The sequence below is a fragment of the Diplocloster modestus genome (assembly GCF_019042245.1).
Taxonomy (GTDB): Bacteria; Bacillota; Clostridia; order Lachnospirales; family Lachnospiraceae; genus Diplocloster; species Diplocloster modestus.
Genome location: NZ_JAHQCX010000010.1, coordinates 145,755 through 163,518 on the forward strand (window position 1 = coordinate 145,755; position 17,764 = coordinate 163,518).

A 17,764-nucleotide genomic window follows, 5' to 3' on the forward strand; every position below is an offset into this window, starting at 1 on the left:
ACAGCTGTTTCATTAAGAATGCAAAGCCTGCCCGGACACTACCTATATCGCTCCATGCAATATTGCCCGGTTAAGCCCTGCATGGAGCTTTTACAATTACCAGTTTCATCTTTTATTTTCCCTCTTGCTGATTGTTTCCTTATGTGCTTCTATTATGGTAAATATAATGAACTCATCAATTATACTCAAAATCACTCATTTTGATATATATTTTTGCCAAATTCATAAGCCGCACTACACTTTAACCGCCAAAGGATTTTCTTTGGTCTGTCAGGATCCTGCGGTCCCTTCCAACAGCATGATACTTCTGGGTTCTATTCTAACGGACTGCCCCGCCACAACCGGTCTTAACGAAGGTTCTTCCAGAAAGTCCTGCCCCGGACCTTTTGATGTATCCGCAATTACCCTAAAGGAAAGGCCCTCCGGCAGCTGCGGAAGTATTACTTCATGCGCTTCCCAGTGCATATTCATCCCCAGATACAGGATATCATCCTTCCTGTCCCGCTCATCCCTGCCGGCAAACAGGACTCCCAGCACCCGCTCTTCTTCGGAATTCTTCAGTTCCCAGGGCGAGGTACCGTGAAAACTGGTCAGCGGGAAACCGCAGGCAGCCGCCCTGCTCTGATCTCTCAGGATCGGGTGCGCCTTGCGCAAAGCGATCATGTTCGTGAAATACCGGTAGATGTCCGCGTGTTTTTCAAGATCTGTCCAGTCAAGCCAGGATATCTCATTGTCCTGGCAGTAGGCGTTATTATTCCCCCGCTGGCTGTTGCCAAATTCATCTCCGGAGAGAAGCATCGGCGTTCCCATACTGCACAATAAAACCGTGGCCGCGTTTTTGATCAGCTTCCTTCGAAGCGCCAGCACCGTGCTGTCATCGGTATCACCCTCTGCCCCGCAGTTCCAGCTGTTGCCGTTGTTATCCCCGTCCGTATTGTTCCAGCCGTTGGCTTCGTTATGCTTTTGATTATAGGAATACAGGTCTGCCAGGGTAAATCCATCGTGGCAGGTCAGGAAGTTCACGGAAGCGTCATCTCCTCTGTAGGCCGGATCGTACAGATCCGGGGAACCGATGATCCGCTGGGCCACCGCATCCCGAAGCCCTGCGTCGCCCTTTAGAAACCGCCTCAGGTCATCCCTGTATTTTCCGTTCCATTCCGACCAGCGGCCCCAGGAAGGAAAACTGCCCACCTGATATAATCCGCCCGCATCCCACGCTTCCGCGATCAGCTTGACGCTCCCCAGGATCGGATCATAGGCCAGCCGCTCCAGAAGAGGCGGCTTGCTCATGGGAGAACCGTCCTCATTTCTGCCCAGGATAGACGCCAGGTCGAAGCGGAAGCCGTCGATCCGGTAGGCAGTCACCCAGTAGCGCAGACATTGAATGATCAGGTCGTTCACAATCGGATTATTGCAGTTCAGAGTATTGCCGCACCCGCTGAAATTGTAATAATATCCTTCGGGGGTCAGAAGATAATAGATATTGTTATCCAGCCCCTTGAACGAGATATAGGGACCGTTTTCATTGCCTTCCGCCGTGTGATTAAACACCACGTCCAGGATCACTTCGATTCCATTCTCGTGCAGCTCCCGGATCAGGGTTTTGAGCTCATCGTCCACACCGTTATAGGTCTTCGCACAGGCATAGCTGGAGTTGGGTGCGAAATAGCATACGGTGTTATATCCCCAGTAATCCAGCAGCCGTTCCCCATTTACCATACGGTCGTCCCGGCATTCGTCAAACTCAAAGATCGGCATCAGCTCCACCGCGTTGATCCCCAGCTCTTTGAAATATCCGATCTTCTCCCGGATCCCTTCGAATGTACCGGGATTTTTTACCTCTGCCGACGGATGCTTCGTAAAACCGCGGACATGGAGCTCATAGATGATCAAATCCTTAAAATCCAGATGGGGCTGGTCATTTTCCCCCCAGTCAAAAGAATTGTGGACGATTTTACCACGGAATGCCTTCCGCTTATCGTAAGGCTCCCACTTTCCCCAGATATGCTGACCGGCCACCAGTCTGGCGTAAGGGTCTAAGATCAGCTTGGTTTTGTCGAACAGCAGCCCCTTTTCCGGCTGATACGGCCCGTCCAGACGATAGGCGTATTCCGTCTGATCCGGATCGATGCCGTAGACGATCATGGAATAGACATTTCCGATCCGGAAACATTCCGGATAGGGGATGACCGCATAGGGCTCTTCTTCCTCCGGATGAAACAGGACCAGTTCACAAAAGACCGCCCCTCTGGAATGAATCGTAAAGCAGACACCTCCCAGGGTAACGGTTGCCCCGTTCGTCAGATACATGCCCGGCCGTACCCGGTATCCGTTCACCAGGACAGCAGACGCATCCTCCTTTCCCGCATTCCGGTTTATATTCGTTAACTCCTCCGCGCATTCCATACGATTCCCTGCCTTTCTGTTGGTGAAGTCAGATCTTATGTCCCGGCCCGGCCATCATAGCCAGGAACTCCGCAACCGATCCTTTTTTTCTTTTGCAGACTTTACCATCCAGGTAAAGCTGCCGAATCTGCACATTTCCTATTGTATGACGGTCCAGCTCCAGAAGATTCTGGTCTGATACCAGAAAATTAGCCCTTTTCCCAACCTCCAGCGTCCCCAGATCCCTCTCTTCCCCCAGCATGACCGCCGGGTTCTTCGTATAGGTGCAAAGCGCCTGGTACATCGTTAAGGATTCCTCCGGCAGATAAAAATCGATCATGCCCAGCATCTGATCAAACGGATTGATCTCCTGTACCGGCGAATCACTGGAACCGCATACGCATACCCCGTGCTCCACAAGCGTGCGAAGCGGTACCTGCTGCTGTACCAATGCTTCCGGCAGGTATTGTTCATAACTCTTTAGATAGTGCCGGTCAATCCAGGAAAATCCGGGCTGTACGGTCACCGCCAGATTATTACTGCCGCAGATTCTCCGTACAGCTTCAGATGTGGGGAATTCAAAATGATCAATGCGGTGCATCCGCCGCGGCTGAAAACCGGCATATCCATCCAATATCCGGTCGATGGCCGCTTCCCCGATGGCATGGCTGCTGATCTGGTATCCGGCCTCATCCGCTTTTCGCAGCATTTCATTGACCTGTTCCTGTGTGTAATAACACTCTCCCTGCGCTCCCGTATCCCGGTATGGAGAATAAAATGCTGCACTGTGGGAACCCACGGACCCATCCATTTCCCACACACCGCAGCCGCCGATCCGGGGCGTGCTCTGGTATCTGCGGTAACGCTCCGCCTGAGTGAGATCCATAAACTGGGGATACAGCCTCACGCCAATATCCATATGGGAGGCGATCTTCGCCAGCATCCTGGTCAGTTTATCCTCTGGCACATCCCCGCTGCCGTCCAGCGCGCATACGGCACCGATTCCATACTGGATACAGAGGTTGGTAAAGTTCGCCACCCCTCTGGCCAGTACCTTCGGCGTCACCGCTTTACCGATCGTCTCCATCACTTTTCCCTGTATAAATTCATGATCCTTTCCGGCCAGGATCCCGTCGTGCCCTTCCTGATATATCTCCAGCTCTTTCATGAGGGCGGTGGACATACTGCTGCTGTGGCCGTCGATATTATAGAGTACAATCTTCCTGCCGTCCGTCCACTGATCCAGCTCCTGCCGGCTGGGCATCCTTCCCTCCCGTATCCCGGAGACAATATACTGATTCGCCACGATGATCTCTTTATTCCTATGGGCTTTGCACACTTCCTCTATCTTTTGGCGGACGCCGGCCAGCGTATCCGGCACGACTCTGCCGTCCCGGATCTCACAGATCACACAGCTGTTCGCCTGAAGCACCATCGTATACAGCAGGTGCAGATGGCTGTCGATCAGCGACGGGAACACGTGCCTTCCCTCCAGAGAGCACTCATGAAAATATCCTCCAGGACGGGTGTCTCCCAGATAGCTGATCCTGCCGTCTGTCACTCCCATATAGCCGTAGCATTCAGTCTCCGAATCCATCGTGTGAAAATAGCCGTCTTTAAACAGACAATGCTGCATCATAATCGTATTCATACACTCACCACATTTCCTACCGCCATGAAAATATAGGCGATCATAATCAAAATCTGCATCCCTGTCGTGCCGAACCTCCCCAGCATGGACTCCCCTTCTTCCCGGGAAGCCTTCCGGTAGGCCGGAACTACCAGGATCGCCACCAGAATGGCGATCAGGCCTCCGGCCAGCCGCATGAATTCCATAAAACCGGCGATGGGCAGGAAGGTCAGCAGCAGAGAGGGAACCGTCGCCGCCACCCAGCAGGCTTTCCGTCCCCACTTCATCTGTTCCTGCACGATATCCCCCAATGCCAGGGAGATCGACCAGTAGGTGGTCAGCATGGCCAGAACCATGAAAATCGACCCAACCACCTGGGCCCAGGCACCGATGCCCTTGCTCCAGCCTATCATGGCCATCTCCGTCACTTCCCCCGAGGAAACCAGGGAACACAGGGTGATTACGATGATCAGCACCAGATTGTTCATCAAGCCCAGAAATACGGCTTTTCTGATTTTCTTCGTATCTCTGTTCAGTCCGGTCACCGCCTGGGGTATAGAAAAGAACGCGGAAAAAGCAAACATGGCCATGCCGAAATATGCCATTCCCTGATTCCAGGTACCGGGTGCCATCGGTAATCCTCTCTGCGGCCGCATCAGGGACGCTGCCGCCAGGATACCGATCATCACGAAGATCACCAACACTGCGGCCTTTTCACTGACGCCTACCGCCTTTAATCCGAACAACACCACCAAGGCCGCCACCGCGTAGAAACACAGGCGGGCTGCCAGCATCGGAATTCCCAGCGCCGCATTGATAATTTCAGCGGCTCCGGATATGTAAACGGCCAGATTTGTGAATAGCACCAGGGCCATAATCACAAAGAAGGCGATGGTCAGCACTTTCTGGAACCGCCCCTGAAACAGATAGCGGGAGAATACCTGGATTAACTGGGGATTATCCCCGCTTTTCACCGCCATCTCCGCGATCATCATATGCAGGATATAGCTGGCAGCAAATGCGGCGGCCAGAATCAGCAGGCTTATGGGGATTCCGTTTTTTTCTGCCAGATAGGGCATCGCCATGACTCCGCCGCCGATTCCGTAGCCGGTGATGATACAGGCGCTTTCCCAGGTAGTTAGTTGTTTTTTCATTTTTTATTTTCCTCCAGTGGGGCATTTTCTGTGCTAAAATACCGGTATAATGCATCAGCAATACCAGTTGATTTTTGCAGGGTGTTCTTCATTTTCTACCGCAACTGCCTGTAAGGCCGCCAGCATTCTACCGCATTCCTCGGATGCGATCTGTTCATAGACTTCCGGCTTTTCCGACAGTCCGGCTCTGTCGTAAGCAACCGCGGCAGATCCGTAAAACGCCAGCCCCAGTGAATGGGTCGGGGTGTAGATGGCAGCCGCTGCTTGTCCTACGGCTCTGGCCGCCGCCTGGGCCGCAGGATTTTCCTCAGCCGCTTTGGCTGCATTATTTACCTCTGCCACCGCTTTTTTCAGGTCCGTTAGTTTTATCTTGCCATTTTGGTATTCCCGGAACGCCTCCAGCGCCTGCTCAGGGCACCGGTCTTCCGGATATGCCTTTCGATAGATCGCTGCTATGTGTTCCGTCACATAATCCACGCACCAGTTGGCGATAGTGGACTTGCTCTGTGTCTCGATCAGACGCATAAGTGATATAATATAAGGGGAATCCGCGCTTCCCAGCATTTTTCTTAGTTTTGCCATATTTTCCCTTTCATGAAGCAGAGTATTGTCTGACTCCTGTTTATCCCTGCTGCGTTCCGCATATCCTGTCTGCGAAATATTTTACAGGGTCTTTTCTATTATAACGGTTCTCACCCGGACAGTAAAGCCGCAATCTTATGGGGTTTGGGAGGGGACTGGCACATTCCGTCAGAAAAATAGGCTTGCCAGGTTACAAAGGGCGGAAGGGGCCTGTCCCCGGATGTCGGCCCTGTTCGAGTCAACTTCCGGGGACAGGCCCCTTCCGCCCTTAATTACCAGGCAAGCCTATTTTTCTGACGGAATGTGCCAGTCCCCTCTCTTTTCTTACCCCACCGGTCTGACCGTTTCCCGAAGATCAGCGGCATAAGCATAATCGCTCCGTACTGTGCGCCGATCATAAGCCCCATAGAGGCCGGTGATATTTGGAATTCTTTTGCCATCTGCAGGACAGACAGCTGAAATCCGCCTGTCTCTACTCCCAGACCAAACAATAAAATACAAACTACCGGAAATAACAATTTTTCATTCTTTTTCATCTTACCCTATAGAATCTCTATCACTTCCCTGCGGTAATCAGAGAAGGATTCGGTACCGTCCTTAGTGACCAGGAATCCATCCTCGATCCGCATGCCGATTTGTCTTTCATCATCTCCCAGATACACACAGGTACAAAAAGTCATTCCCTCTTCCAGCAGATAATCCGAATTGGATTCAATCCATGGATATTCTCCTTCCATCAGTCCGGTACCATGGCAGGGACCATACAGGATATGTCCGTCGTAACCCAGCTCTTTTAACGTCTGATAGTGGGCTTTACTTACCTCTCCCGCATTCACACCGGCCCCGGCGGTCTCAAGGATCGCGCGCTGGGCGGCTAATCCCGCTTCGATCAGGCCTCTTTGTACTTCATTTGCCCTGCCGACCACCACCGGTCTTCCCATCGTGGAGGCGTAGCCCTCATAACGGGTTCCGATCTGAATATGAACCAAATCGCCTGGTTCTATCACCTTATTCCTGCACCTGCTGATCGCCTGGTTGGAGCCTTCACCGGTCAGTATCCAGAAAGGGTAGGCCTCGCCTTCCCCGCCTTCCTCGTATATTACGGACATGGCGATTCCCTTCACCTGATTCTCTGTCATTCCTGCATGGATCTGTTCCACTACTTTTTTCATGGCCAGCTGGGTAATCCGATAGGCTTCCCGCATACAGGCGATTTCTGCCGGTGACTTATGCGCCCGGATCTTTGATACCATCAGGTCGGCTTTCACAAGCTGTGGATTTCCCACCTCCGGGAGCGCATCCGTCAAAGCCTGGTAGATCACCTGTGTAATCAGACAGGAACCTGCGATACCCATCTTATGTACCTGCCTGGATCCAGCCGCTTCCCGAATCACCGATACGAAATCGTCCAGTCTGGCCCCGGGATATTCCGGTTCGGAAGACTCCCGGAAACACAGAAGTTTCCGGATCTTCGGTATTCTGGACACATCCCCGGCGAATGTACCGCTCTCCGGTCCGATAATCAGCAGAGGTTCTCCCTCTGCTGCCATCAGCACACCTGCCGATTCAAAAGACGGCCAGTAATCTGAATAGTACCTCACATACTGTGGTTCCGCTTCATTGCCATAGGCCAGAAGCAAATCCAATCCTTCCTGCTTCATCATTTCCTGCGTTTTACGGATTCTCTCCTGGAATTCCTGATCTTCAATTCTGATTCTCATAGTTCAGCTCCTTTATTTTTTCATTATTTCAATGCATTCTCAATTTATCTCTGAATAGCCCCGCCTTTTACTAAGGCCGCCGTACCTGGATCGGACGGCGGCCTTTTCTTTCCTTATATAATGTTCTTAGAAATCAAATTCATCCACATTTTCCGTCGTGATGTCCAGTAACTCCGTCATAATAATCTGGTCGTCTTTTACCTCTACCGCTCCGACCTCCGGCACATCCTGTCCATCCTCGATCTTTCCGCCGTCCAGCAGTGTCTTCGCCGTGTATACTGCCAGATATCCCAGCTTACCAGGATGCCAGATATTGGCCTCCTGCATGGAGCCGTCCTCCAGGTACGATTTAGCTGCAGATGCTTCCACCACACCGGTTACGATAACATCGCCGTTCTTTCCTGCTTCTCCCACTGCCTGCGCAGCTGCCGGAGGAGCGGGTGTAGTTACTCCAAGCACTCCCTTTAATTCCGGGTACGCGGTCATCAGATTCTGGGTAATCGAGTAGGCCTTGGACTGGTCATCATCACAGGGTTCATAGGCTACCCGGGTCATATCCGGATAATTGGCTTCCTGATACTCCGTGGCATACTTCGCCCATGCGGAACAATTCTGCGCGGTCAATACGCTGGTGATGATCGCATAATCTCCTTTGCCGCCCATATAGTGGGCGAACCGTTCCATCAGATGTTCTCCCAGCACCTGCTCCGAACAGCAGTTGACATAGACTTCCCGCAGCTCGGTTTTATTGACATCTGAATCCCAGGTAACCACCAGGATCCCGGCTTCCTTCGCCTGTTCCAGCACCGGTTCGATGGCGCTGGCATCCAGCGGGGAGATCGCGATACAGTCAACGCCCTTGGTGATCATATCCTGAACAATATTCGCCTGGCTGGCCGCATCACCGGTCGTCGGCCCGGTATAGATCACCTCACAGCCCAGATCCTCCGCCGCTTTCTGTCCCCAGGTCCCGGATGTCTCAAAGTAGGGTATCCCCACCTGCTGGGGAATCAGCGCTATGGTATATCCGTTGGAATCTTTCGTCGCCCCGGAATCATTCCCCTGTTTTTCGCTCACCTGTGCTTCCGTACCTGACACTGCCTCACCGGATGAAACTCCTTTTCCGCATCCGCTTAACAGTCCCGCGCACATCCCCATAACCAGTAACAATGCAATCCCTTTTTTCATAGCAAATACCTCCTTCATAATTTATATGTAGTTTGTTTCTACCCTTAGTTTAACTGTTTTGCAGTTATCGTTTTCCAATCATCGCCCTTTCATGAAATCAAAATTTATCGGAAAGCGTCCCTGTACTATTCACTTGCCGCTTTTTTCCCTGCCATTTTCTTCAGACGCAGCTGGCTGTTCTCCGTGATCTTATTGAATACCACCACCAGAACCAGGATGCTTCCGGTGGCCAGCTGCTGCCAGAAAGATGAGATCCCCGCCAAATTCATGATATTGCTGATCATGGCGAAGATCAGCACACCGACCACGGTCCCTCCGACCCCGCCGATCCCTCCGTCTATGCTGGTCCCGCCCAAAACCACCGCGGAAATACAGGGCATCAGGAAAGAATAACCCATATCCGCTCTGGCCGTAGCCACCCGTGACACCTGAATATTGCCCGCGATACAGCACAGTACCGAACAGGTGATATAAGCCAGAAACAACACTTTTACCGTGCGGATTCCGGAATAGGCGCTGGCTTTGATATTATTTCCAATCGCAAACAAATGCTTGCCGAATACTTTTTTCTTCAATATAACCGCCAGCACAATGGTCAGCAGGATCAGGATAACCGCCTGTAACGGCAGACCCGCCAGTTTATCCTGTCCCAGGAAATAAAACTCTCTCGGTATATTGGAAATAGAATTCCCCTTGCTCAGCACCAGCGCAGCTCCGTAAAAGAACATCTGGGTTCCCAATGTGGCGATCATGGGCGGTATCCCGATCAACGCCACCAGGGACGCGTTCAGACAACCGCAGGCCACGGCAGCAGCCAGACTGATCAGTAAAGCCAGGGGAATCGGCATGCCCGAGGTAAGGCACAGGCCGGATACCACCGCGCACAGTCCCATGGTGGTGCCAGACGCCAGATCATTGCCGCCGGTGATGATCACGATGGTCAGTCCCAGCGCCATGATTCCCATTTCCGACATCTGCTGGAAGATTGACAGGATATTTTTCATGGTCAGGAAATTTTCATTGACCACGGTACCGATGATGACAATTCCCAAAAACGCCGCCATCAGCACGATCCCGTTCAGCGAAAGCCTGATTTTTTTTATCTTTTCCATTTGAACTTCCTCCCTAATCTATCTCTATCATCTGCTTCCTGGAATCCGCTTTTTTCTTACGCAGCACGTCGATGGTTACCGTCACGATAATGATCAGGCCGTACACCAGCTTCTGCCAGTAAGTGGGTACATGGGCGACTACCAGACCATTTTCAATTACGCCCATCATCAGCACGCCGATCACTGTCCCGCCGATGGTCCCATAACCACCCAGGATGTTGGTTCCCCCGATGACAGCGGCCGCTATGACATTCATCTCCCATCCGTTGGACCCGGAGGGCTGGCAGTTGCCCAGGATGCTGTCCAGCACCAGACCTGCCACTCCGCACATCACACCGGTGTATGTATAGGTCAGGAATACCGTTTTCTTTAAATTTACACCCGCATACCGGGCTGCTTCCCGGTTGCCGCCCATCGCGTAGATCGAACGGCCGAAATACGTATGTTTGAGTATGTAACCGGAGATCAGAAAGATCAGCAGCGCGTATACGACCGGAAGCGGAATTCCGAACACTGTACTGGAAAATCCGGTAAACCACTTGGGAAGGTTCATTAACCATCTGCCATTGGTAAAAACAAGGATAATCCCCCGGTAGATGCTGTTGGTACCAAGTGTGATAATGATCGGGTGGATGTCGAATTTGGAAATCAGCGCTCCATTGACCGCTCCGGTAAGCAGACCGATCAGCAGGGCCGCCAGAACGATAGTTACCGGGTTCCCCAGCGGTGTCTCTGCCAGCAGCGCAAGCCATGTGGCGGAGAACATCATCTGGCTAGCCACGGAGACATCGATACCGGCCGTGATCAGCACGAAGGTCATACCGGCCGCCATGATTCCCATGGCCGTGTTGCTGACCAGCACGTTTTTGATATTGGTATAGGATAAAAAGGTAGGCGAATAGATCGTCAGTCCGATGCACAGGGCCACCAGGATCAGGAATACACTGGTCTCCCTTCTCTCCAACAGCTTTTTCATGCTTTCACCTCCCCGAGAATAGCCTTTTCCATCATCATATTCTGATCTCCGTCTCTGGTGGAGTCCTCATGTACGATTCTTCCATGCCTCATGACGATCACCCGGTCACTGAGCGCGAATACTTCCTGCCATTCGGAGGATACCATGATAATGGCCATGCCCTGTTTCGCCAGACTTTTTAAAAGTTTGTGGATTTCGGTCTTGGAAGCGATATCTACGCCGTGAGTCGGTTCATCGATGATCAGGATATCCGGCTTTGTCACCAGCCATTTGGCTACCGCAATCTTCTGTTGGTTTCCTCCGCTGAAGTTCTTCGCCATCTTATAGATCTGGCCGGGTTTGATGTTCAGGGTATTGACATATTCCCTGGATATGCCCGCCCGCTTCCGGCTGCTGATGAATGTGGACTTCCCCAGCATCTGGTTTAAGATTGACAAAGTGATATTATCTTCCATCGACATATTCAAAATAAGTCCCTCGTGATGCCGGTCCTCCGGGATAAATGCGATCTTGTGCTTCATGGCCTGAGGAACATTTTTCAGTTCCGCCCTTTGCCCGTGTATCAGAATCTCCCCCTGATCCGGCGGATTCAGTCCGAACAGGGCCTTGACCGTCTCGCTTCTGCCAGCGCCCACAAGGCCTGTAAAGGCCAGGATCTCACCTTTATGCAAAGTAAACGAGATATCTTTAAAATTTCCCTCTTTGGAAATGTTCCGAACCTCCAGGATTTTCTCCGCCGCATAGGATTCCTGATTCAAGGCCTCATAGGTCACAGACCTGCCCACCATCATCTGCACAAGCGTACTTTCGTCCAGCTCCCCTATATCTTTGCAGCCCACATATTTCCCGTCCTTTAATACCGTCACCCGGTCGGATACTTCGAATACCTCATCCAGCTTATGGCTGATAAAAAGAATCGCAATATTTTCTTTCTTAAGCTTGCGTATGATCTCATAGAGCATCCGCACTTCACTGAAGGATAAGGCCGCGGTCGGTTCATCCATGATAAGCAGGCGGGAACTTAAGGAAATCGCCCTTGCGATCGCCACCAGCTGCTGCTTTGCCACACTTAAGTTTCCCAGCAGTTCATGAATGTCCATCTGCACTTCCAACCGCTTTAACGCCGCCGCGGCGATCCGGTCACATTCCTTCCAGTCGACCTTACCGTTCTTAGACCGCCCGAGATAAATATTCTCCGCCACGGTCAGGTTCGGGAACAGGCTCAAATCCTGGTGGATCGCATTAATTCCATGTTTGATGCTGGCATGGACATTGGGAAACTGTACTTCTTCCCCGTCCATAAGGATTCTGGCCCCCGGGTCCGGCTGCTGCACTCCGGATATGATCTTAATCAACGTGGATTTACCGGCTCCGTTCTCCCCCATCAGCGCATGTACTTCTCCTTCCCGGATATCCAGCCGGACTTTGTCCAGAGCTTTCACGCCCGGAAACGTCATACTTACGTCCGACATTTCTAAAAAGACATGCTCACTCATTCTTTTGCCTCCCTTGATTCTTAATTACTAAATTTGAATGTTTTATTTACTCGAGTACCTTTACTTGCATTTTAGGTTACTCGAGTATATATGTCAACTCCTTTTTTGCATTTTGTATACTATGCATAATTTTTCTTTTCTATTTATGTGCATTTTTCACAAACAAAAAAAGAGCTTCGTTACGAAACTCTCCGTCTGCATCATACCGCACAGCGGCATGGGACATGTCCATTCCAGTTTGGGACATGTCCATTTTAGATTGGACATGTCCCAAACCGAAATGGACATGTCCCCTTCTGCCTGTTTATCAATTCATGGTGTCCTCATCAAACGGATCTTCGATTTCATCCGTTTGCAGGAAAACATCTTGGGGCTTTTCGCCATTTAAATACCGGAGCAGCATATAAAAAGCTTCCTTTCCAATCTTCTTCTCCGGCTGAATCGCCTTGATAAAATCTCCCTCCATCACCTCGGAGCCGTCGAAATCTTCGAATCCGGCGATCGGTACCTGCGGCCCATTCATCTCTTTCAGTGCGCGCAGTACTCCGTAAATACAAAAATTGGTTCCAAGAACAATGGAATCAAACCGTATCTTTGGATTTCTCAGAATCCGGCACATTATTTCATAAGATTGTATTTTATCATAAATATCATAATATACCAGCTGATCATCCAGCTCACAGCCGCCCTCTCTTAGTTCCTCACGGTATCCTTTCATCCTGCAGTGAATCGTATAATCAGACTCCACCGTGTTTAACAGCAAAGGCCTGCTGCAGCCCCGGCGCATTACCTGGCTCATAAGCTGTCTGGCAGCTGTCTCGTTATCGAACAGAGCCGCCGGGTATTTCCCGCTCTCGATCGTCCGGTCAAAGCAGACGATCTTATAGGAATATTCATCCTGAAGGGAGCCCTCAAAGGAAACCGGGGAAATCAGAATTCCGTCCACCATCCGGCTGGTCAGCATCTTCAGCACATGGTTCTCTTTATCCAGCTTCTCTTCCGTCGTACAGATGATCAGGCTGTAATCCTCCTTATTCGCCAGCTTCTCCACCTTTTGTATAATATGGGTATAGAACGGATTGCTCAGATGTGGCACCACGATCGCCAATGTCCTGGTAGAGCCGGTTTTTAAGGACCTGGCGATATTATTGGACACATATCCCATTTCCTTCGCCTTCATCCGCACCATCTCAATGGTCTCTGCCTTATAGGATCTGTGTTCCAGCTTATTATTTAATATATCCGATACCGTACACCTTGAAAGATTCAAGGCGTTCGCAATGTCCTTCATTGATACCATAAGGATACCTCCTCGTATCTTTAGGTTACTCGAGTAATTATAATTATACCTAAGTTTTCTTTGTTGTCAACCTTTTTTGGAAAGTGGTGTATTGAGGCAGCAGGTTTTCTTGTGTGAAGATACGTTGCGCAGAGTTATTGTGAAGAGAAATGCCACATTTTAGCATTTTATGGATTGACTTGCCGGTGTTCTGTGTTATAATGGACAGAAATAAGGGAGTAGTCAGCGTTTGGACGTGATAAAGTCAACATACTGGAAGAGAATTCCTGGCTTTGTATGAAATGACGAGACTTATCTGTACACAACAGGTGGGTCTTTTTTTATGGGAAATTCTTGTGAGCCTCCTGTAGTGTCTATAACTGAACAGGAGGATTTTTTATGGGAACTTGGGAACTTTTTATCTTGGCGGTTGGTTTGTCAATGGACGCGTTTGCGGTCTCTGTCTGTAAGGGGCTGTCGGTCCGGAAGGTCCATGTGAAGCACGCACTTTTAGTGGGCTTGTACTTCGGAGGCTTTCAGGCTCTGATGCCTCTGATCGGTTATTTGCTGGGACGCCAGTTTCAGGCGCTTATCACAAATGTAGATCATTGGATCGCCTTTGTTCTGCTATCCGTGATCGGTATTAACATGATCCGGGAATCCAGATCATGTCCGGAACAGCTGAACGATTCTTTTGGCCTGAAGGTGATGCTGATTCTCGCCCTCGCTACCAGTATCGATGCGTTAGCCGTGGGAGTCACATTTGCTTTTCTGAAAGTGGCGATTCTGCCTGCGATCTCTTTTATTGGTGTGGTTACTTTTGTCTTTTCGATCTGCGGATTACTGATTGGTAACCTGTTTGGGGCCAAATTGAAATCAAAAGCGGAGATCTTCGGAGGGATCGTCCTGATTCTGATCGGCCTTAAGATCCTGTTGGAACATCTCGGTGTGATTGGCTGATTTATAAACAGCCGGCTGCATTTTATGATGCAGCCGGCTTATGTTTATTACGTTAATCGTTCTTTCTTGTTCAGATTTACTTCGAACCGATCCTTGGAAACAGGTTACCCGTTCCTTTTTTAAGGACTGTCTACAGATCTTTGGAAAAATAGTCGTCCATTTTCTTAGAGAACGGCACACAGCCATTTTCCGTAATGATATAGCCAGTCTCGATTCTGGCTCCGTTCAGCTGCGGATGGCCGAAAAAGCTCACATCCACCATCACAGCCATGCCCGGTTTCAGGATATCCTCGCTGTTAGGGCCAAAAAACGGGGCTTCCGCCTCCATCAGGCCGATCGTATGGGCGAACGGGCACACCAGGTATTTCATGATACCTTTGTCCTCATAATAGGCCCGGCCCTTTTCGTCAATCTCCTTACCGGATACACCCGGACGCAGCATGGATTTCGTCAGCTGCAGAACATCTCTTAACCACATCATGCCGTCCCTTTGCATCTGTGTGTATTCCCCGGATACCGGAAGCGTATCGCCAAAGGTTGCCGTATACCCCTTGTATCTGGGCGCGATTCCGAACAGTACCATCTCGCCGGCCTCCAGCTGTTTATCTGAGGCTGTGGGAACGACCGCATTCGAGCGTTCTCCGCTTCCTACCATGGTGCCGTAGGCGAAGCTGTTGGCCCCCGCGTCCCGGCAGACCGCTTCCCCGGCCGCGGCGATTTGATATTCGTATGCTCCGGGTATGATCTTTGCGCGCATGGCATCATAGGCCAGATCCGACATATGAGCCGCCTGCTGCATGCACTCGAGCTCCCAGGCTGATTTGACGATCCGCAGCGCTTCATACTCTTTGGTGAAATCCACGATCTCTACTCCGGCAAATCCCTTCACCAGCTGATCATATACCTGATACGGAAGAGCCTCTGTTCCCACCAGGCCCAGCTTTTTGATCACCGTGCCGGAAGCTTTGAGTTCCTCGTTCAGCTGTTTGAAATCAATGATGGTCGCGTTGGGATATTCCTCCTCAGGCACCATAAATACCGGGAAACAGTAAGTGTTTTTGATCGCGCTGGACATGAGCGCAAACGGCTGGCTTTCAGGACCGCCTAAAAGGATCGGAGCCCCGTTTACCGGTACTAATACCGCCCCTTTTTCAAACTGGGGACACCAGCCGGTCAGATACCAGCCGTTGGCGACATTCAGCTCGTCAAAATAGACGAATGCCGCATCCAGTCCGTTCTCCTTTAAAATCTCTTTCACCTTTGCAATTCTGTTTTCTGTTTCTGCTGCGTTAAAATACATACTTTTTCCTCCTAATCTTTTTGATAAGTGTTATTTGAAAGGCCATATGGAAATCGGCCTGTCACTTCCATTAATCCTTCTTATTAAGGCTCATGTAGACGTCGATGGCCACGATGATAATAACAACCAGCCCCCGGATCAGCTGTTGATAATAGGCACCGATCCCCAAAAGTGTCAGCGCGTTAAACAGGACACTGATCACCAGCAGCCCGATCAAGGACCGCACCGCGCTGCCGCTGCCTCCGGACAGCGAGGTTCCGCCCACCACAACCGCGGAGATCGCAGACATTGAAGTATTCAGGCCTAACAGGGCGGCGCTTCCAGATGCCATCCGGCAGGAAATCATCACTCCCGCGATCCCCGCCGCGATGCCCAGGATCACAAAGATGAGCAGTTTGCTCTTTTGCGCGTTGATGCCGGCCAGCTCCGCGATCTTCCGGCTTCCACCCACCGCATAGATCTCTCTGCCGGATTTCGTAAATTTTAAAAAGCATTCCGTGAGTACCACAAAGAGTAAAAATGTCAGCACCAGATTGGGAATACCAAGGAAGCTCCCATTTCCCCATTGGTAGATCGCCTGGTTGGCATTGCTGACCGGCTGGCCGTCGGTATAAAAAAGGGCTATGCCCCGGACATAAGTCATACTTCCAAGCGTGGCGACGAAGGCAGGGATGTCCAGTTTAGCTACCAGAAAGCCGTTCACAAATCCCACGGCCGCACCAATGAGAACAGTCACCAGAATGGCCGGAATGATTCCCATAGTGTCCAGATTTTTCAGGAAAAATACCGAACACAGTGCATAGGTGGCACCGGCGCTTAAATCAAATTCCCCGCATATAATCGCGATGGTCATGGCCATGGTAATCGTGCCGTAGGTAGACATCTCGATAAAAATATTCGTCAGGTTGGACAGTGTCAAAAAGTTACGGTTCACGATAGTCATAAACAGCATCATCAAAAGAAGCAGTATGACTACCATGTTTTTGGTAAAAAAACCTCTGATTTCTTTTGTTCTGGTCATCTAATTCACCCCGCTATTCTTCAGCTTGTTGCCGGAAACATCCAGAACAACCGCGATAATGATGATGAACCCGCGGATGATCATCTGGGGATAGGTGGTAACGTTCATGACGTTTAACGCGTTTCCCAGCACTCCGATAATAACGACACCCAGTACCGTCTTGAATATGCCGCCTTTCCCGCCGGTCAGTGACGTTCCCCCCACCACTACCGCCGCGATCGCGTCCAGCTCATATCCCTTTCCGGATGTGGGGGATGCCGCATTTACCCGGGAACTTAAGATCACGGAGGCCGTACTGGCCATTATCCCGGCGATCACGAACAGCATCGTGGTATAGAATTTGATATTGACCCCGGACATCTTAGCCGCCTTCGTGTTCGCGCCCATAAAATAAACGGTGCGGCCAAACGGTGTATATCTCATGACCAGGAACAGGACAACCGCAAAAAAGAGGAAGAAGAAAATCGGCAGATATCCTTTTCCCAGCAGGCTGTGTACCCCGCCGCCGGTGCCCGACATATATTTACCCCCGGAATAGATAAGCGCCACCGCGGCCACCGCCGTCTGCATGCCGAAGGTGATGATAAAGCTGTCGCAGGTACGTCCATTGATCACCGCGATAATCAGTCCGTTCACCAGCCCCACAAGCCCGCCGGCCAGAATCGCCAGGATCATACCGGTCCAGTCCATGGAATAGTTGTTCACAAAACTCATGACGATAACTCCGGCCAGTGACACCGTGGAGCCGATAGACAGATCAATGTGTCCTGCCAGGATGACCACCGTGACCCCGATCGCCATAATCCCGATGACCGCGGACTGTCTTAGGATATTTGTCATATTGTCCACTGTCATGAATTCTTTGGAGAGCAGGGACACGATCAATATGATGAGAATCAGGACGAACAGCAGCCCATAGTCAAAAAGTAATGACAGCCATTTATTTTTATTCTTGTTCAT

At 50.8% G+C, this 17,764-nt stretch carries 15 protein-coding genes; 1 reads left to right on the forward strand and 14 read right to left on the reverse strand.

Annotated elements, in window-relative coordinates:
- Positions 1–270: 270 nt before the first annotated feature.
- The 11 genes from glgX to KTH90_RS15215 form a co-directional block, all read right to left on the reverse strand.
- Positions 271–2,406, reverse strand: a complete 2,136-nt coding sequence (gene glgX / locus KTH90_RS15165; RefSeq protein ID WP_158354073.1) for a glycogen debranching protein GlgX — start codon at positions 2,404–2,406, stop codon at positions 271–273.
- A 28-nt stretch (positions 2,407–2,434) separates the two neighbouring features.
- Positions 2,435–4,036, reverse strand: coding sequence for an amidohydrolase (locus KTH90_RS15170; protein WP_158354074.1), 1,602 nt, complete (start codon positions 4,034–4,036; stop codon positions 2,435–2,437).
- Positions 4,033–5,169 (reverse strand): aromatic amino acid transport family protein, encoded by a 1,137-nt coding sequence (locus KTH90_RS15175; protein ID WP_158354075.1) that lies wholly within the window; start codon positions 5,167–5,169, stop codon positions 4,033–4,035. Before KTH90_RS15175 ends, KTH90_RS15170 begins: the two co-directional genes overlap by 4 nt.
- Before the next feature lie 54 nt (positions 5,170–5,223).
- Entirely contained in the window at positions 5,224–5,751 is a 528-nt protein-coding gene (locus KTH90_RS15180) for a putative immunity protein (protein ID WP_158354076.1), read from the reverse strand.
- Positions 5,752–6,023: 272 nt separating this feature from the next.
- Entirely contained in the window at positions 6,024–6,287 is a 264-nt protein-coding gene (locus KTH90_RS15185) for an MFS transporter (protein WP_158354077.1), read from the reverse strand.
- A 6-nt stretch (positions 6,288–6,293) separates the two neighbouring features.
- Positions 6,294–7,472, reverse strand: coding sequence for a M24 family metallopeptidase (locus KTH90_RS15190; protein ID WP_158354078.1), 1,179 nt, complete (start codon positions 7,470–7,472; stop codon positions 6,294–6,296).
- 126 nt (positions 7,473–7,598) lie between these two features.
- Positions 7,599–8,660, reverse strand: coding sequence for an autoinducer 2 ABC transporter substrate-binding protein (locus KTH90_RS15195; RefSeq protein ID WP_238727012.1), 1,062 nt, complete (start codon positions 8,658–8,660; stop codon positions 7,599–7,601).
- A gap of 125 nt (positions 8,661–8,785) precedes the next feature.
- Positions 8,786–9,772: an ABC transporter permease gene (locus KTH90_RS15200; protein WP_158354080.1), complete on the reverse strand. Its 987-nt coding sequence runs from the start codon at positions 9,770–9,772 to the stop codon at positions 8,786–8,788.
- A 13-nt stretch (positions 9,773–9,785) separates the two neighbouring features.
- The gene (locus tag KTH90_RS15205) at positions 9,786–10,748 is read right to left on the reverse strand and encodes an ABC transporter permease (protein WP_158354081.1); all 963 of its coding nucleotides are present in this window, start codon (positions 10,746–10,748) and stop codon (positions 9,786–9,788) included.
- A complete protein-coding gene (locus KTH90_RS15210; protein ID WP_158354082.1) occupies positions 10,745–12,244 on the reverse strand; it encodes a sugar ABC transporter ATP-binding protein in 1,500 nt (499 codons plus the stop codon). The genes KTH90_RS15205 and KTH90_RS15210 overlap by 4 nt, the downstream gene beginning before the upstream one ends.
- 307 nt (positions 12,245–12,551) lie before the next feature.
- The gene (locus KTH90_RS15215; protein WP_158354083.1) at positions 12,552–13,544 is read right to left on the reverse strand and encodes a LacI family DNA-binding transcriptional regulator; all 993 of its coding nucleotides are present in this window, start codon (positions 13,542–13,544) and stop codon (positions 12,552–12,554) included.
- A 378-nt stretch (positions 13,545–13,922) separates the two neighbouring features.
- On the opposite strand from KTH90_RS15215, the gene KTH90_RS15220 reads away from it, so the two are divergent.
- Positions 13,923–14,483, forward strand: a complete 561-nt coding sequence (locus tag KTH90_RS15220) for a manganese efflux pump MntP (protein ID WP_158354084.1) — start codon at positions 13,923–13,925, stop codon at positions 14,481–14,483.
- Positions 14,484–14,613: 130 nt separating this feature from the next.
- Here KTH90_RS15220 and KTH90_RS15225 read toward each other — a convergent pair whose 3' ends face one another.
- The 3 genes from KTH90_RS15225 to KTH90_RS15235 form a co-directional block, all read right to left on the reverse strand.
- On the reverse strand, positions 14,614–15,783 hold the full coding sequence (locus KTH90_RS15225; RefSeq protein WP_238727013.1) for a M24 family metallopeptidase: 1,170 nt from the start codon (positions 15,781–15,783) through the stop codon (positions 14,614–14,616).
- A 70-nt stretch (positions 15,784–15,853) separates the two neighbouring features.
- The gene (locus KTH90_RS15230; RefSeq protein ID WP_158354086.1) at positions 15,854–16,804 is read right to left on the reverse strand and encodes an ABC transporter permease; all 951 of its coding nucleotides are present in this window, start codon (positions 16,802–16,804) and stop codon (positions 15,854–15,856) included.
- Positions 16,805–17,764 carry an ABC transporter permease gene (locus tag KTH90_RS15235; RefSeq protein ID WP_238727014.1) on the reverse strand — a complete coding sequence of 320 codons (960 nt, stop codon included), beginning with the start codon at positions 17,762–17,764 and terminating at the stop codon, positions 16,805–16,807.

Coding starts and splice junctions, on each gene's coding strand:
- KTH90_RS15210 (WP_158354082.1), bottom strand. CDS start 12,244: ATGAGTGAGCATGTCTTTTTAGAAATGTCGGACGTAAGTATGACGTTT.
- KTH90_RS15180 (WP_158354076.1), bottom strand. CDS start 5,751: ATGGCAAAACTAAGAAAAATGCTGGGAAGCGCGGATTCCCCTTATATT.
- KTH90_RS15220 (WP_158354084.1), top strand. CDS start 13,923: ATGGGAACTTGGGAACTTTTTATCTTGGCGGTTGGTTTGTCAATGGAC.
- KTH90_RS15195 (WP_238727012.1), bottom strand. CDS start 8,660: ATGAAAAAAGGGATTGCATTGTTACTGGTTATGGGGATGTGCGCGGGA.
- KTH90_RS15225 (WP_238727013.1), bottom strand. CDS start 15,783: ATGTATTTTAACGCAGCAGAAACAGAAAACAGAATTGCAAAGGTGAAA.
- KTH90_RS15200 (WP_158354080.1), bottom strand. CDS start 9,772: ATGGAAAAGATAAAAAAAATCAGGCTTTCGCTGAACGGGATCGTGCTG.
- KTH90_RS15235 (WP_238727014.1), bottom strand. CDS start 17,764: ATGAACAAGAATAAAAATAAATGGCTGTCATTACTTTTTGACTATGGG.
- KTH90_RS15230 (WP_158354086.1), bottom strand. CDS start 16,804: ATGACCAGAACAAAAGAAATCAGAGGTTTTTTTACCAAAAACATGGTA.
- KTH90_RS15175 (WP_158354075.1), bottom strand. CDS start 5,169: ATGAAAAAACAACTAACTACCTGGGAAAGCGCCTGTATCATCACCGGC.
- KTH90_RS15170 (WP_158354074.1), bottom strand. CDS start 4,036: ATGAATACGATTATGATGCAGCATTGTCTGTTTAAAGACGGCTATTTT.
- KTH90_RS15185 (WP_158354077.1), bottom strand. CDS start 6,287: ATGAAAAAGAATGAAAAATTGTTATTTCCGGTAGTTTGTATTTTATTG.
- glgX (WP_158354073.1), bottom strand. CDS start 2,406: ATGGAATGCGCGGAGGAGTTAACGAATATAAACCGGAATGCGGGAAAG.
- KTH90_RS15215 (WP_158354083.1), bottom strand. CDS start 13,544: ATGGTATCAATGAAGGACATTGCGAACGCCTTGAATCTTTCAAGGTGT.
- KTH90_RS15205 (WP_158354081.1), bottom strand. CDS start 10,748: ATGAAAAAGCTGTTGGAGAGAAGGGAGACCAGTGTATTCCTGATCCTG.
- KTH90_RS15190 (WP_158354078.1), bottom strand. CDS start 7,472: ATGAGAATCAGAATTGAAGATCAGGAATTCCAGGAGAGAATCCGTAAA.